Source organism: Amphibacillus xylanus NBRC 15112, assembly GCF_000307165.1.
GTDB lineage: Bacteria > Bacillota > Bacilli > Bacillales > Amphibacillaceae > Amphibacillus > Amphibacillus xylanus.
In genome coordinates this window covers 2,216,332-2,231,118 of record NC_018704.1, presented here as the reverse complement: position 1 = coordinate 2,231,118, position 14,787 = coordinate 2,216,332, and the positions used below count along the sequence as shown (strand labels likewise).

The following is a 14,787-nucleotide window of genomic DNA, read 5'->3' as shown; positions in this document are numbered from 1 at the left end:
TGTGATTTATCGATAGTTTAATGCTTTTCGAAAAGGAGGAATAACATGGAAACGACTATAAAGACTAGGAAGCTAACTGAGAAGAAATATAATGCCTTGTCTGGTTATATTTTTACTTCCCCTTTCTTTATTTTGTATGCAATTTTTGGCTTGTTCCCAATGTTATTTAGTTTTTACTTGTCATTTTATAAATGGGATGGATTAACGCCAATGACATTTGTAGGTTGGGACAACTTTAAGTTAATCTTAAGAGATCGCATTTTCTATTCTTCAATTCTAAATACATTTATTATGGGTATTATGGGTACGTTACCGCAGCTGGTTATTGCGTTGTTAATTGCATTTGCACTTAACTCAGCACTCATTAAATTTAGAAATACTTTTAGAACCCTTATTTTCTTACCATATATAACTTCTCTAGTGTCTGTAGCGATTATATTTGGGCTTATGTTTAATAATCAACCGTTTGGGTTTATTAACTATATTTTAAGCTTATTTGATATTGAGGCAATTCGATGGAGTCAGTCATATTGGCCGGTGAAGATCGCGATTTCTACAATGGTGTTTTGGAGATGGGTTGGTTATAATACGATTATTTTCTTAGCGGGTATGCAAAGCATTCCTAAAGAATTGTATGAGGCGGCAAAGATCGATGGAGCAAGTGTTATGCAACAAATTAGATTGGTTACACTCCCAATGCTAAAACCAATATTACTTTTTGTAGTATTTACTTCAACGATTGGTGCGCTACAACTATTTACAGAACCATTTATATTTTTAGGTAGAGGATTGCGTGAAGAGGGAATAACAATTGTTTCATATCTTTGGAGAGATGCGTTTGTCTATAATTCTTTTGGTACAGCTTCTGCTGCAGCAATAATCCTCTTCATTATAGTTATATTATTAACGGGAACTAACCTTTTAATTACAAACTTAGTTGGACGTTCACGTAAGGTTAAGGAGGGGTGAGTAACATGAGTAAAGAACCAGAAGTAGGGTACAAAAAGTTTTCTATTAAGCGAATGTTTGTTTATCTATTTTTAAGTGTAGCAGCAATAGCTTCACTATTTCCATTTTATTATATGTTTGTAATGGCAACTAGGCTAAATCGTGAAATAAACGCTGTCCCACCCCCGTTTACACCAGGTGCTCACTTAGTTGAAAACTTCAAAAAAGTAAATGACAACATCAACTTTTTTGGTGCAATGGGCAATTCTTTTATAGTATCAGCAACGATAACAATCGGTGTTTTATTTTTTTGTTCGTTAGCAGGCTTTGCATTTTCAAAATTAGAGTTTAAAGGAAAGTCATTTCTATTTGGGTTTATATTACTAACAATGATGGTACCAACACAATTAGGTTTAATTCCTCAATACTATGTCATCACAACATTGGGATGGTTAAATGACTTAAAGGCAGTAATTATTCCTGGCTTAGTTAATGCATTTGGTGTGTTTTGGATGACACAGTACATTAGGGATGGTGTGCCATACGAAACTGTAGAAGCAGCAAAAATAGATGGATGCTCTAACTTTAGAATCTACTGGAATATTGTTGTGCCGATGATATTACCTGCCTTTGCAACTTTAGGTATTATTGTCTTTATGCAAGTTTGGAATGACTTCTTATGGCCGGTAGTGGTCTTGCGCGAGCCAGCGGTACACACAATACAGGTAGCGTTGCGCTCATTGAATGATGCAAGGCAATTGGATTATGGTATGATTATGTCAGGAACCTTCTGGGCAACTGTCCCATTAATCGTTGTATTTTTATCTTTCAATAGACTATTTATCGAGAGTTTAACCGATGGTGCTGTAAAAAGTTAAATATAGAATATATTCAACATTTTAAATACTCACATTCGGTATCTTTTTAAATTAAAGATATTGAATGTGAAATTTATTTTTATTGCAGCTAATCTAATAAGCTAATCAATCTAACTGATAATGATAGATTACGAAATGAGGTTTTGATATTGGGAAAGTTGTATATAAAGTAGCTGAAATCTGTTATAAGTTCGTTGTCTTAAATTTATTATGGATTCTATTTACGATACTAGGCTTAGGTGTCTTTGGGGTAATGCCTGCAACTGTTGCGCTTTTTGCTGTAATTAGACAATGGATAAAAGGAGAAAAAGATTTAAGGCTAATCAGTTTGTTTTGGCGTTACTATAAGGCTGATTTTTTCAGAGCTAATTTAATCTGGTTAATATATTTAGCTGTTTTTTATGTGATTTATGTAAACTATATGTTTGTTGAGTTTTATTACGCAGAAGACATCCATTTTTATATATATTCTGTTATATTTGTTGCATTTATCGTGATATTCATGTCATTTGTTAACGTCTTTTCGATTATGGCTCATTATAAAATGAAGACAATCCAATACATTAAGGTAGCACTTGGAATGGTGTTTTCAAAACCACTTCATACAATTATTCAAATCATTTGGTTATTGGTCTACTACATTGTTTTTATTGAGTTGCCTAAAGTATTCTTAGTTTTAGGTGTGAGTGTTATTGCATTTGTTTTACTGGGTACAAATTATCGGATATTTATTAAGTACGATCAAAAATGAATGGTAAATCTTAAGTTAACTTTAGCTCATGTCGGTGAAAGAAAATGTAGTTATTGTTGTGCTTGCAATTGGTTTTGAGTGATATAAGTAGTATTTTGTCGTATAATAAATATAGAAATAATTATACTGGATCAGTATGAGGAGATATAAAAGTCCTAAACTTTAAAAAGCATTAAGAATTTAAAAAGAATAGTATCATATAGAAGGGGAAATAGCATTGGTGACGATTTATGATTTGGCGAGAAAAACAGGCTATTCAATTACGACTGTTTCGCGAGCGTTGAATAATAATCCGGGTGTAAGTGAGAAGACTAAGAAATTAATCATTGAAGAAGCAAATAGAATAGGTTATTATCCAAACTCTATTGCTAGATCTTTAACGATGAAAAAATCATTTACTTTAGGGGTAATCTTTACTGAAGATTTAGGTCTAGGAATGAAGCACCCTTTCTTTAGTGCGGTAATTGAAGGTTTTAAAGAGAGGGCCGAGAAGTTTGGCTTCGATTTAGTATTTTTAAATAGATACATTGGTAATGAGAAAAAGAGTTATATTGACCATGCGTATTACCGTGGTGTTGACGGTGTCATTATTGTTTGTTCTGATTTTGATGATCCTGAAGTGTTAAAGCTAATAGAATCAGATTTGCCTAATGTTGTATTAGATGTATACAGTCACAAAACTAACGTTATTTATAGTAATAACCTATATGGAAGCGAATTAGTTATTGAACATTTATATTCATTAGGACATAGGAAAATTGCTCATATAGCGGAGACAGCTGGGTCATTTGCTGGTAAAGAGAGGATAAAAGGCTACAAGTTAGCTTTAGATAAATATGGTATACCGATCAATGAATCCTACATTGAGAGCGGAAGTCATTTCTCATATGAAAGTGGCTATACTGCAATGAAAAAATTATTATCCTTAGATGATATACCAACAGCGGTTTTTGCCTCTAGTGATACGGTAGCTGTTGGAGCGATTAAAGCCATTAGAGATGCAGGGCTTTCCGTACCTGACGATATCTCGATAGTCGGTTTTGATGATATAGAACTTGCTCAACATATTACCCCTGCATTAACGACAGTCTGCCAAAATAAGGAGTTAATGGGTAGGAGAGCGGCTGATGTATTAATTAATCAAATCAATCAAAAAGACGACGAATATACAGGCGAATACACAGCTGTGGTGCTGCCTGTGGAGTTAATCGTTAGGGAATCTACAAAAAGTATCAATTAATATCATTTATAAGATGATCTAAAGGTTTAAATTATTCAAACTGCCATACCTGAGCGTCATTCGGTAATGATTAAATTACCCGATTCTTCTATACTGATTAAATAGTACAAATCTAAATTATTAGGTTTGTGCTTTTTTATTTTATCAGTAGAGTAAGTGTAGTTATTGTTATCAATAGATCACAAAAAGGGTCAGGTCAGCTAAATAATTTAAATAGCTGACCTACATCTTGTTTTACTTTACGATCAAATTGCTTTTGATTCTACGTCTAAGTAGAGCTAAAAAATATATCTGGTCTTTAGCTAGCAACAGCCGATTCCTCGGGTTGCTCAGGCTCTAATATTACTTCATCCTCAATTTGATCAGAAGCTACTTTAGTTTCAACGGTAAAATGGTTCATCGTATCATCTAACTTATTTGCAGCAAGAAATAGATCATTAGAGTGATTATCAATTTGATCGATTACTTTATGTTGATCAAATATTGCTTTACTTGTCTCATTGATATGTTTCGTCGTTTTATCAGATAAAGCAGTTAAATCATCTAGTGATGTGTTAATAATATCACTTTCTGTTGTCATCGTTTTGATAGATTCAGAGATGTTATCGATACTTGTAACAAGATCAGTTATAGAATGGTCAATCTTCAATAGGCTAGCGATATTGTCTTCTAATTTCTTTTGTTCTTGTCTTGTTGTTTCATTTGAAGATATTAGTACTGTTTTAACTGCATTTGCTTCTTTTTGAATACCTTCAGTAATGATATTGATATTGTTTATTGACTGATTTACTTCATTTGATAAATTACGAATCTCTTCTGCTACTACGGCAAATCCTCTGCCATATTCACCTGCTCTCGCGGCTTCAATAGAAGCGTTTAGTGCGAGTAAATTTGTTTTATCTGCTACTTTATTAACTAGTGCAGTAATCTGTGAAATATCTTTTGCTCGATCAACTAAATCATTAACCTTGTTAACAGTATTACCAACAGTTTGGTTAACGGAACTAATATTGTTCACTGTCATATTCATTAATGATATACCTTCTCTTGCTTCAACTGCTACATCATGAGAGGCTTCTTTCATAACTACACTGAGTTGACCAATTGTATTTACTTTTTCATTAAAGTTAGTATTTGTATCAGATATCTCAACTATAGAAGCGGATTGTTGCTCTACGATAGTTATTAATTCGCTTAAAGTATCCGAGACATCCTCGCTCACACCTTTTAAAAATGTAGTTGAATTTTCAATATCAAGACTGTTGATGCTAATGTTGTTTGATACTGAATAAATATCTGCTAAGATCTTCTCAATGCCAATTTTCATTGTATTTAAAGCGGTAGATATTTTTGAAAACTCATCATTACCTTTTGTGTCGAGGTTATTGGAAGATAGATCCCCTCTCTTAATTCTTTCGCTAAAATCTATGATATTTGATAACCGTTTTTTAATATTTTTGCTTACTAATATTAATGTGATCACGCCAAATATAATTGAGATTACAATTGAATAAATTAAAATCTGATTCGTACGCATAAAGCTATTTGTAGTACGCTCGATAGAATTTAATCGTTCTTGTTCGAAAATTTCCCGTAACTGATTTAGTGAAAAGGCACTCTGTTGATAATTACGTCGTGCATTTTCGTAAATTCTTCTATTGATATTTGCTGTTGTTTCATCACTTCTTAGTTCTGAATATTCATAAAAACTTTCAATAATCTCTTGATCGTTCTCAAGTACAGTATCGATTAAATATTCTTTCTGTTCTGAATCGATAAAAGGTTGTATCTCCTCTAAGTAAGTATTAAACTTCTCAATCGAGTCTTCAAATTCACTCACTGTATAATTGGTTGGTGAAACAATATGTTGTCCTAATATGGAATACCTACCTTGAATTAATAATTCCATCTCATATAATTTCACAGCATTCTCAGTACTTTGGTTCATTTTTGATACTTCATCACGCGTATTGAACAATAGTAGATTAATAAGTATCGCTGAGATAACAAATAAAGAAACAGTAAAAGCAAAAACTAATCCGTATTTAAATGTTAAATTCCTATTAGACCATTTGAACAAATTAAACACATCCCACTATGAATTTTGTATTGGAAAAACAATATTATAAAAAGCGCTTTCGATAATAAATAACATTTTACACACTACAACGGATACTTCGTGATAAATTTTAAATATAGCGAGCAACATTATTGATAAAGGTGCTAAAAAGTTGTTATAACAACAAAAATACCCCCAAAATTATTCAAGGAAATAAAATAAAACGAAAGAGATCTATAAATCACCCGCCAAAATCTATAATTCTAATTGACAAAAATTATAACTATATTTATAATAAATTGCAAGCGCTTTCGTTTTTAAATTTTAATAATAACTAACCGTGTTTGTAGAATTTATTTCTCAATCAGTAGGTTATTTGGAGGTGATAATAAAAGTTTTATCTTGTTTTATAGTAAACAATTATTTAAGGAGGAAATTAAATAGTGAAATTGTTTAAGAGATTTGTAGTTTGTTACCTAAGCTTGATCCTTATAGTGACCAATTTAAATGTAACGACGATCTTAGCGAATGACTTAACAGAAGATGAAAAAAGTCATGATGATTGGAAGCTAGTATGGAGTGATGAATTTGATGGTGATGAAATTGATATGAACAATTGGAGCTTTGACCATCCTGAAAACGGAAGGTACAACCAAGAAATCCAATCTTACACTGATAAAAATGCATGGGTTAAAGATGGATACTTGGTAATTGAAGCTCGTGAAGAAGAAATTACTGAGCCTAATGGTGAGACATATAACTATACCTCCTCTAAGTTAATTACTAAAGGCAAACAAACATGGACATATGGAAAAATTGAAGTACGAGCAAAGATGCCAGAAGGTCAAGGTATGTGGCCTGCGATCTGGATGATGCCAGAAGATGAACCTTTGTATGGTACGTGGCCAGTAGGTGGCGAAATTGACATTATGGAACTTTTAGGACATGAACCACATAAGGTACATGCGAACATTCATTACGGAGATCCTAAAGGTGAGTCACAAGGCACATATGAATTAAAAGGTGGCAAGAAATTTTCTGATGACTTTTATTTATATACACTTGAGTGGGAACCAGGAGAGATTCGTTGGTATATTAATAATGAGTTGTACCATACAGCGAATAACTGGCATTCGAAGCACCCAAGTAATGCAGATGAGTTTACCTATCCGGCACCATTTGATCAAGACTTTTTCTTAATATTAAATATTTCAGTTGGTGGTGGATGGCCAGGTAATCCAGATGACACTACAAAATTACCACAACAAATGGTTGTCGATTATGTAAGAGTCTATCAAAAGGATGAATATCCAATACGAGAAAAGCCAGAATTACCGGAAGATGTTGGGGCAGGACGAGCTCCTTTAGAAGATGGAAACTATGTTTACAATGGCAACTTTAATATTGATAGTCCTGAAGTTGGTGGTATTGACGGGGTTACTAATACAGCTTATTGGACATATGCTGAAGGACCAGGTGGTAGTGCAACATTAAATGTTGAGGATGGTAATCTACACGTAGGGATTCATAGTGGTGGTACTGTTGACTATGGTGTTCAATTAATTCAAGATCCAATTCCATTAGAGAAGGGCGCAACATATAGAGCCTCCTTTAAAGCAAAAGCGGAAACTGAAAGAAATATGATTGTTAAGCTAGGTGGTGGTGCGTCTAGAGGTTACTCAGATTACTCAAAACAAAATCCAATAACACTATCAACACAGTGGGAAGATTATCAATTTGAATTTGTAATGCCTGAACGAACAGATTTAAGTGCAAGATATGAATTTAATATGGGATTAGAGGATTCGGATATCTGGCTTAGTGATATTAAATTAGAGAAAATAGCAGATGCACCAGATACGGATCCAGTATTTGAGCCAAGGTCACCATTGCCAACTGGTAACTATATTTACAATGGCACGTTTGATCAAGGGAAAGGCAGAATGAGCTTCTGGGAGTTCAGAACTGATAGTAGTGCAGATGCAGACAAATATATTGGTAGCAAAGTACTTGAAAGAAGATTCGACGCTCACATAAATAATGGTGGAGATAAGCCGGAATCAATTCAATTAGTCCAAACAGAAATTAATCTTGAAAAGGACAATAGTTATCAATTAGTATTTGATGCAAGTGCAGACGCGCCTAGAAATATTAATGTAACGCTTGTTACTTCTAATGGAGATTTGATCACAGACCAAATAGTTAAGATTAATGAAGAGACAAAACAATACGAGATCTATTTTGATGTAGAAGTAGAGACAGGCAATAATGTTGAACTCCAATTCAATCTAGGTGGAAGTAACGAAAATGTATACCTTGACAATGTTGAATTGACGAGAGTTTTAGAATGGGACGGTATTGAAAATAACTTAATTAAAAATGGTATTTTTGATAGTCTAGCTCATTGGTCAACTGAATTTAATCATTCAGAAGCAAAATTTAGCGTAGATGAGAATGGACATTTCAAGGTTAATATTACTGATGTTGGATACGATACATGGGCGATTCAATTATATCAATTAGGTGTTAATTTAGAACAAGGTGAAACTTATCAAGTGTCCTTTGATGCAAAGTCAACGATCGAAAGACCGATCCTTTTCCATATGGAGCATAAAACTAACTATACAAAGTATTTTGATACAAAGATTGATTTAAACGATGAGTGGACAACTTATCAATATGAGTTTACGATGACAGAGGTAACGGATCCGGATACAAAATTTGGCTTCTCCTTTGGTGGTGATGGTACAAATCAAATACCAAATATAGAACATGATATATTGGTTGATAATATTGTATTAACTAAAGTAGTTGACATTGATGATAATGACCCAACAATACCAGGTGACGAAGAAGAAGTAGTGCCAGGAGATGGTGAGGAAACAACGCCAACAGATGAAGATCCAGTACAAGTAGACGATGATGAGACAACACCAGAAGAGGTAGATGAACCAACTACTGATGATGAAGGAAAATCTGATGAATCGACGAAAGATGCAGATAATGGACAGCGTCTTCCAGAAACCGCAACTGGATTGTTTAGTACAATATTTATTGGTGTAATCTTAATTACAACTGGTTTAGCAATCGTGTTTATTACGAAAAGACGGACAGGAATTAGTAGAATTAATTAAGTAACAAACGGAGGCTGGGACAAAAACTAGCCAAGAAAGTATAAAAAATGGCTCTGAACAAAAAATAAATTGTTCAAAGCCATTTTTTTATTTATATCTAATTCAAAATGCACACAAGTTCGCTGAAATACACACAAGTTTTCAAAAATGCACACAAGTTCACGGAAATACACACAAGTTTTCGAAAATGCACACAAGTTCGCTGAAATACACACAAGTTTTCAAAAATACACACAAGTTCCCGGAAATGCACACAAGTTTTCGAAAATATACACAAGTTCCCGGAAATACACACAAGTTTTCGAAAATGCACACAAGTTCGCGGAAATACACACAAGTTTTCAAAAATACACACAAGTTCCCGGAAATGCACACAAGTTTTCGAAAATACACACAAGTTCCCGGAAATACACACAAGTTTACGAAAATACACTCAAGTTCGCGAGAATACACACAAGTTTACGAAAATACACACAAGTTCCCGGAAATACACACAAGTTTTCGAAAATGCACACAAGTTCATGAAAATACACACAAGTTTTCAAAAATACACACAAGTTCCCGGAAATGCACACAAGTTTTCAAAAATACACACAAGTTCCCGGAAATGCACACAAGTTTTCAAAAATGCACACAAGTTCACGGAAATACACATAAGTTTTCAAAAATGCACACAAGTTCATGAAAATACACACAAGTTTTCAAAAATGCACACAAGTTCGCGAGAATACACACAAGTTTTCAAAAATGCACACAAGTTCGCGAGAATACACACAAGTTTTCGAAAATGCACACAAGTTCACGGAAATACACACAAGTTTTCAAAAATGCACACATCTCTATTTTTTGAACAAAAAAGCTACCTAATTCAACAAACATCCTCTTTCATTCCACGCACAATATACCCAACTTCACCCAGAAAAACAAAATATAAGGATGAATTATAACAATTTGATGTATAAAATTTAAGTTTATTGCCCCACAATGACAAATATAACGAGTGAGTCGTTAATTTTCATCAACCTTTAAACGCTCTGTAACCTATGTCAAGTAGTTTTGTATTAAGATGGTTAGTGCTGAAAATAAAGGAGGCAATAAATTTATGAAGAAATTGGTTTTCGTGGTAATAGCAATTGCTGCATTATCAGTAGGTATACCTAAACCAGTTCACGCGCAAGAATATCAAGTTAGACCAGGCGATACGATTTGGAAAGTAGCATATGACTTTGAAAAATCAGTAACTGAAATAAAAGAGTTAAATCACCTTGATTCTGATGAAATTTTCCCTGGACAAGTTCTTAGACTAGAGGAAGAAGAAATTATTCATACGATTGAAAAAGGTGATACATTATTTGCATTAGCTAACAAATATAATGTAACTGTTGTTGATTTAATGAATTGGAATGAACTAGATTCTGATCTGATTATTATTGGACACACGCTCGTTATTTATCCAAATGCTGAGGCTGTTACGACCGATGATGAAGTGACAGTACCTGTTCAAAGTAACAAACAAACATCTACGCAATCAACAAGTCACAATAATTCATCGAATAAAACGATGAAGATGACGGCGACAGCTTACACAGCTGAATGCGATGGGTGTTCAGGAATTACGTATACAGGTTTAAACTTACTGGAAAATCGAAATATGAAAGTCATTGCGGTTGATCCAAATGTTATCCCGCTAGGAACTCGTGTCCATGTTGAAGGTTATGGAGAAGCCATTGCTGGTGATATTGGTGGCGCAATTAAAGGTAATAAAATTGATATTCATGTTCCAACGAAAGATGAAGCCTATAGTTGGGGCGTGCGTGAGGTAACAGTCACCATTTTAGAATAGTCGTGAAAATAATAAAGAGAGCGAATGATCTACATTTGCTCTCTTTTTATGTGGTCACATCATGATCAATTACACTAGTTTCAACTTGGTTTTCACTCTGTTGATCTTCTTGAATCAAACCGATAATGCTAAAACCAATGATTAATAAAATAAATAAAAATACTAAACCCTTTCTCATGAAAAAAATAGCTCCTTCCTATGATATGTTTGTCAAGACCTATCCTATTGTATATGATTATGGCAGAAGAAAAAAGAACTAACATTTGGAATCTTGAAAGGGGCATAAGATGGCTAAATTTGAAACAGCTAAAATTATTAAAATTGAATCAATAGGAGAGGGGTCACGAGTTTGTCTTGATTTTATTGATCGACTTGATCCGCTTGAAGGCGTTTTGATTGGTAATACAGGTAGCGGTTATTTGATGGCACTATCTGAAAATCGGTCAACAGAAACTTATCCACCTCGCCCATTCCGAATCAATGCTGGTGCTTATCATCATTATCTATTGCTTGAAGATGAAAAAACGGGGTACTTAGCGGAAATGAAACCAGGTATGAGAGTTCCAGTTTGGTATAATGGTGAGCCTCGATTTGTACCAATTGGTCGGGTGAAAATAGAGAAAAGGCCATTTTTACGAATCGTTTGTCAAACTGAAACAACAGGTGATGAGATTTCTGTCACTGTTCAGGAAGCTGATAGTGTACACTTATTAAGTGCCGATCAAACAGCTAAATCAGTTCTAGAATTAAAGCTTGGAGACAAGCTCATTTGTCTACAAGATCAACCAGGGCGTCACTTAGGAAAAAAGATTGATGAAGAGATTGAGGAAATATAATCAATTTTTAGAAAATTCGATAAATTATCTTGACATCAATAAATGAGCATATTATGATAGTAAGCAATTATATGATCTCTGTGATGATAAAGAGGAGTAGCTTAAATTTTTTCTTTAGAGAGCTAGTGGTTGGTGGAAACTAGTGTCAAAATTTAAGTGAATGGACTTTTGAACAGTCAAACTAAACGGCAATTTGCTCAGTAAGCTTTGACGGAGGTTGTTTCACCGTTATCATGAAACAGCGATTAATCATATTGATCTGATCGTTAAGTGAGCATTTAAATGCTAATTAAGGTGGTACCACGGGTTTTCTCGTCCTTTATGGAATGAGAAAACCCGTTTTTTTATATTTAATTAGTATTTTTAAAAAGCAGATTGAAACATTTAGTAACTGAACCAATTTCATAATTAAATCAATGATGTAAGAATAGTAAGCTTAAAAATTGTTATTTCAGAGAGCTGAGGATTGCTGGAAACTCAGTATAACAAATAAGCTGAATGGACTTACTAGAGCTTTTCTGAACGAGATATTTAGTAGGAAAGGACGGCTAATCCCCGTAAACGGATTAAAGTGTAGAGTGTAATGCTCTAAACAGGTGGTGGCACCGCGGTTTTATTAATAAATCGTCCCCTAGATAGTCAAATTTGGCTATTTAGGGGATTTTTTAATTTAAATAAAGGAGTGACTAAGATGACGATTCGCTATTCAACACAAGTGATCCAAGCTGATACGTTAACGCCGATTGCTATTTTTAACAGCCTGAAAGGTAAGAAAAAATTTATTTTAGAAAGCTCAAGTCATCATCAGGATAAAGGTCGTTATTCATTTATTGGGATCAATCCATTTCAAGAAATCATCGGAACAGATCAAGAAGTGACGGTAAAAACGGATACGACTATAGCAGAGATTAACGAAAAGCCATTAGAATTTGTTAAACACGAAATACCCCGAATCGACTTAGAGCTTCCATTTCCGTTCTATGGTGGAGCGATCGGTTATATGAGCTACGATCTCATTAGAAATTATCAGAGAATCGGACCATTGCTTCCAGATGAAATTAAGATGCCTGATCTCCATTTAATGATTTATCAGGACGTGCTCATTTTTGATCATCAGAAACAAACATTAACGATCATTGCCTTAGACTTATCTGGAACAAGAGATGAATTAGCATTAGATAAAGCCATTGAAGTAATCGTAGGACAACTAAAAGAACACCAAACCGAACTAGAGAATGAAGGATTAACATTGCAGTTTAAACCTTCAATCGATCAAGCCACTTTTATCAAATTAGTTGAAGAAGCACAGCAATATATTGAGCGTGGTGAAGTATTACAAGTCGTATTATCACAAAGAATGACAGCACAATTTGTTGATGATCCGTTCCAACTATATCGACGATTACGAGTCATGAATCCATCACCGTATATGTATTACATTGACTTTTCCGATTATCAGATAATAGGAACTTCACCTGAAAGCTTGCTTAAAGTAAAAGGCAAGAAGGTTATTACAAACCCGATTGCTGGAACGCGACCTAGAGGGAAAACAAAAGCAGAGGATCAACGATTAGCAGAAGAACTATTAGCTGATCGAAAGGAATTATTAGAACATGAAATGCTCATTGACTTAAGTCGATCTGATTTAGAACAAGTCTGTCACACTGAAACAATTCATTTAACAAAACATATGCTCATTGAACGTTATCAGCACGTTATGCACATTATTTCAGAACTGACAGGTGAGTTAAAAGATAACTTAACATCAATAGATGCACTGCTAGGTTTACTGCCTGCAGGGACAGTATCAGGCGCACCGAAACAAAGAGCGATGCAAATTATTAATCAATTAGAATCTGTTCGTCGAGGAGTTTATGCAGGTGCAGTTGGTTATATCAATTTAAATGGTGATTTAGATTTAGCAATTGCGATTCGAACAATGGTCATTAAAGATCAGGTCGCCTATGTTCAAGCTGGGGCGGGGATAGTTGCAGAGTCAGATCCAAGGCGTGAATATGAGGAGACGTTAAATAAGGCAAAATCACTTGTCGAAGCGGCAAATAAAATTACGTAAAAGGAGGGCTTAGCGTGAAACAGTATATCGAAACTGTTTTGTCAGGTAATAACTTAACAATTGAGGAGATGAAAAAAGCTGCAGCGCAAATATTCAATCCGAATACATCTGCTGCTGCGGTCGGTGGTTTTTTAACAGCATTACGTGCTAAGGGAGAGGCGGTCAGTGAAATTACCGGCCTTGCTCAGGTTATAAGGGAAAATGCGGTTACGATACAGCCTCAAATGGAAGATCTAATTGATAATTGTGGTACGGGTGGTGACTACTCACAGAGCTTTAATATTAGTACCACAAGTGCATTCGTCTTAGCGGGCGCAGGCTTAACTGTAGCAAAGCATGGTAATAGAAGTATTACGAGTAAATCAGGCAGTGCTGACGTATTAGAGCAGTTAGGTATCGAATTAAGTGCGACGCCAGAGCATATTACGAACGCACTTCTTAATAACAAGATTGCTTTTTTGTTCGCACCACATGTTCACCCAATGATGAAGCAAGTGATGACAATTCGTCGGGGATTGGCGATTCCAACTATTTTTAACTTAATTGGTCCGTTAACAAATCCCGTCAATTTAAAGACGCAGTTACTTGGAATCTATCGCCGTGACCTTCTTAACACGATGGCTGAAGTACTTCATCAATTAGGTAGGAAGCGAGCGGTTGTGATTAATGGTGCGGGATATCTTGATGAAGCATCGCTAGCAGGAGAAAACCATTGCGTGCTATTAGACGATGGTCGCTTGAAGCCATTTACAGTTCACCCGGAGGAAGTCGGATTACCCGTAATTGAAAATCACCGAATAAAAGGTGGCGATGCAAAGCGGAATGCAGAGATATTATTAAGTGTGCTTAAAGGAGAACAAAGTGTTTACCGCGATGTTGTGTTACTGAATGCTGGACTTGGAATTTTTGCAAGTGGGAAAGTGGCAAATGTCAAAGATGGCGTCGAATTAGCTAAGGAAAGTATTGATTCTGGTGCGGCACTAAATAGCCTAAATGGACTTAATAAAAATAGTTACTAGGAAGT

General features: G+C 34.7%; 11 protein-coding genes and 2 other annotated features. Of the genes, 9 read left to right on the top strand and 2 right to left on the bottom strand.

Going from position 1 to position 14,787, the window contains the following annotated elements; all coding sequences use genetic code 11:
* The first annotated feature begins 45 nt into the window (after positions 1 to 45).
* The 4 genes from AXY_RS10720 (at position 46) to AXY_RS10705 (ending at position 3,817) form a co-directional block, all read left to right on the top strand.
* Complete coding sequence (locus AXY_RS10720) at positions 46 to 969, top strand: carbohydrate ABC transporter permease (protein WP_015010836.1); 924 nt, start codon at positions 46 to 48, stop codon at positions 967 to 969.
* 5 nt (positions 970 to 974) lie between these two features.
* Positions 975 to 1,826, top strand: coding sequence for a carbohydrate ABC transporter permease (locus AXY_RS10715; RefSeq protein ID WP_015010835.1), 852 nt, complete (start codon positions 975 to 977; stop codon positions 1,824 to 1,826).
* 148 nt (positions 1,827 to 1,974) lie between these two features.
* Positions 1,975 to 2,577, top strand: a complete 603-nt coding sequence (locus AXY_RS10710) for a YesL family protein (RefSeq protein WP_041450180.1) — start codon at positions 1,975 to 1,977, stop codon at positions 2,575 to 2,577.
* 217 nt (positions 2,578 to 2,794) lie between these two features.
* Complete coding sequence (locus tag AXY_RS10705) at positions 2,795 to 3,817, top strand: LacI family DNA-binding transcriptional regulator (RefSeq protein WP_041450179.1); 1,023 nt, start codon at positions 2,795 to 2,797, stop codon at positions 3,815 to 3,817.
* A 298-nt stretch (positions 3,818 to 4,115) separates the two neighbouring features.
* On the opposite strand, the gene AXY_RS10700 is transcribed toward AXY_RS10705, so the two are convergent.
* On the bottom strand, positions 4,116 to 5,906 hold the full coding sequence (locus AXY_RS10700; protein WP_015010832.1) for a methyl-accepting chemotaxis protein: 1,791 nt from the start codon (positions 5,904 to 5,906) through the stop codon (positions 4,116 to 4,118).
* Between the two features lie 464 nt (positions 5,907 to 6,370).
* On the opposite strand from AXY_RS10700, the gene AXY_RS10695 reads away from it, so the two are divergent.
* Positions 6,371 to 9,010 (top strand): carbohydrate binding domain-containing protein, encoded by a 2,640-nt coding sequence (locus AXY_RS10695; protein ID WP_197536010.1) that lies wholly within the window; start codon positions 6,371 to 6,373, stop codon positions 9,008 to 9,010.
* A 1,102-nt stretch (positions 9,011 to 10,112) separates the two neighbouring features.
* Positions 10,113 to 10,853, top strand: a complete 741-nt coding sequence (locus AXY_RS13100) for a LysM peptidoglycan-binding and 3D domain-containing protein (RefSeq protein WP_015010830.1) — start codon at positions 10,113 to 10,115, stop codon at positions 10,851 to 10,853.
* Between the two features lie 46 nt (positions 10,854 to 10,899).
* Here the strand turns inward: AXY_RS13100 and AXY_RS13095 are convergent, their stop codons facing one another.
* Complete coding sequence (locus tag AXY_RS13095) at positions 10,900 to 11,031, bottom strand: hypothetical protein (RefSeq protein WP_269447581.1); 132 nt, start codon at positions 11,029 to 11,031, stop codon at positions 10,900 to 10,902.
* 109 nt (positions 11,032 to 11,140) lie between these two features.
* Here AXY_RS13095 and AXY_RS10685 point away from each other — a divergent pair, with 109 nt between their 5' ends.
* From AXY_RS10685 to trpD, 3 genes are all read left to right on the top strand, one after another.
* Positions 11,141 to 11,689: a 3-dehydroquinate synthase II gene (locus tag AXY_RS10685; RefSeq protein WP_015010829.1), complete on the top strand. Its 549-nt coding sequence runs from the start codon at positions 11,141 to 11,143 to the stop codon at positions 11,687 to 11,689.
* Between the two features lie 74 nt (positions 11,690 to 11,763).
* Positions 11,764 to 12,012, top strand: a binding site (T-box leader).
* Between the two features lie 84 nt (positions 12,013 to 12,096).
* Positions 12,097 to 12,324 (top strand) — a binding site (T-box leader).
* A gap of 56 nt (positions 12,325 to 12,380) precedes the next feature.
* The gene (gene trpE, locus AXY_RS10680; protein WP_015010828.1) at positions 12,381 to 13,763 is read left to right on the top strand and encodes an anthranilate synthase component I; all 1,383 of its coding nucleotides are present in this window, start codon (positions 12,381 to 12,383) and stop codon (positions 13,761 to 13,763) included.
* A gap of 14 nt (positions 13,764 to 13,777) precedes the next feature.
* A complete protein-coding gene (trpD, locus tag AXY_RS10675) occupies positions 13,778 to 14,782 on the top strand; it encodes an anthranilate phosphoribosyltransferase (RefSeq protein ID WP_015010827.1) in 1,005 nt (334 codons plus the stop codon).
* Positions 14,783 to 14,787 lie beyond the last annotated feature (5 nt).

Bases quoted from the DNA above. Each gene is read 5' to 3' on its own strand.
- AXY_RS13095 (WP_269447581.1), bottom strand. From the start codon at position 11,031: ATGAGAAAGGGTTTAGTATTTTTATTTATTTTATTAATCATTGGTTTT.
- AXY_RS10685 (WP_015010829.1), top strand. From the start codon at position 11,141: ATGGCTAAATTTGAAACAGCTAAAATTATTAAAATTGAATCAATAGGA.
- trpE (WP_015010828.1), top strand. From the start codon at position 12,381: ATGACGATTCGCTATTCAACACAAGTGATCCAAGCTGATACGTTAACG.
- AXY_RS13100 (WP_015010830.1), top strand. From the start codon at position 10,113: ATGAAGAAATTGGTTTTCGTGGTAATAGCAATTGCTGCATTATCAGTA.
- AXY_RS10720 (WP_015010836.1), top strand. From the start codon at position 46: ATGGAAACGACTATAAAGACTAGGAAGCTAACTGAGAAGAAATATAAT.
- AXY_RS10715 (WP_015010835.1), top strand. From the start codon at position 975: ATGAGTAAAGAACCAGAAGTAGGGTACAAAAAGTTTTCTATTAAGCGA.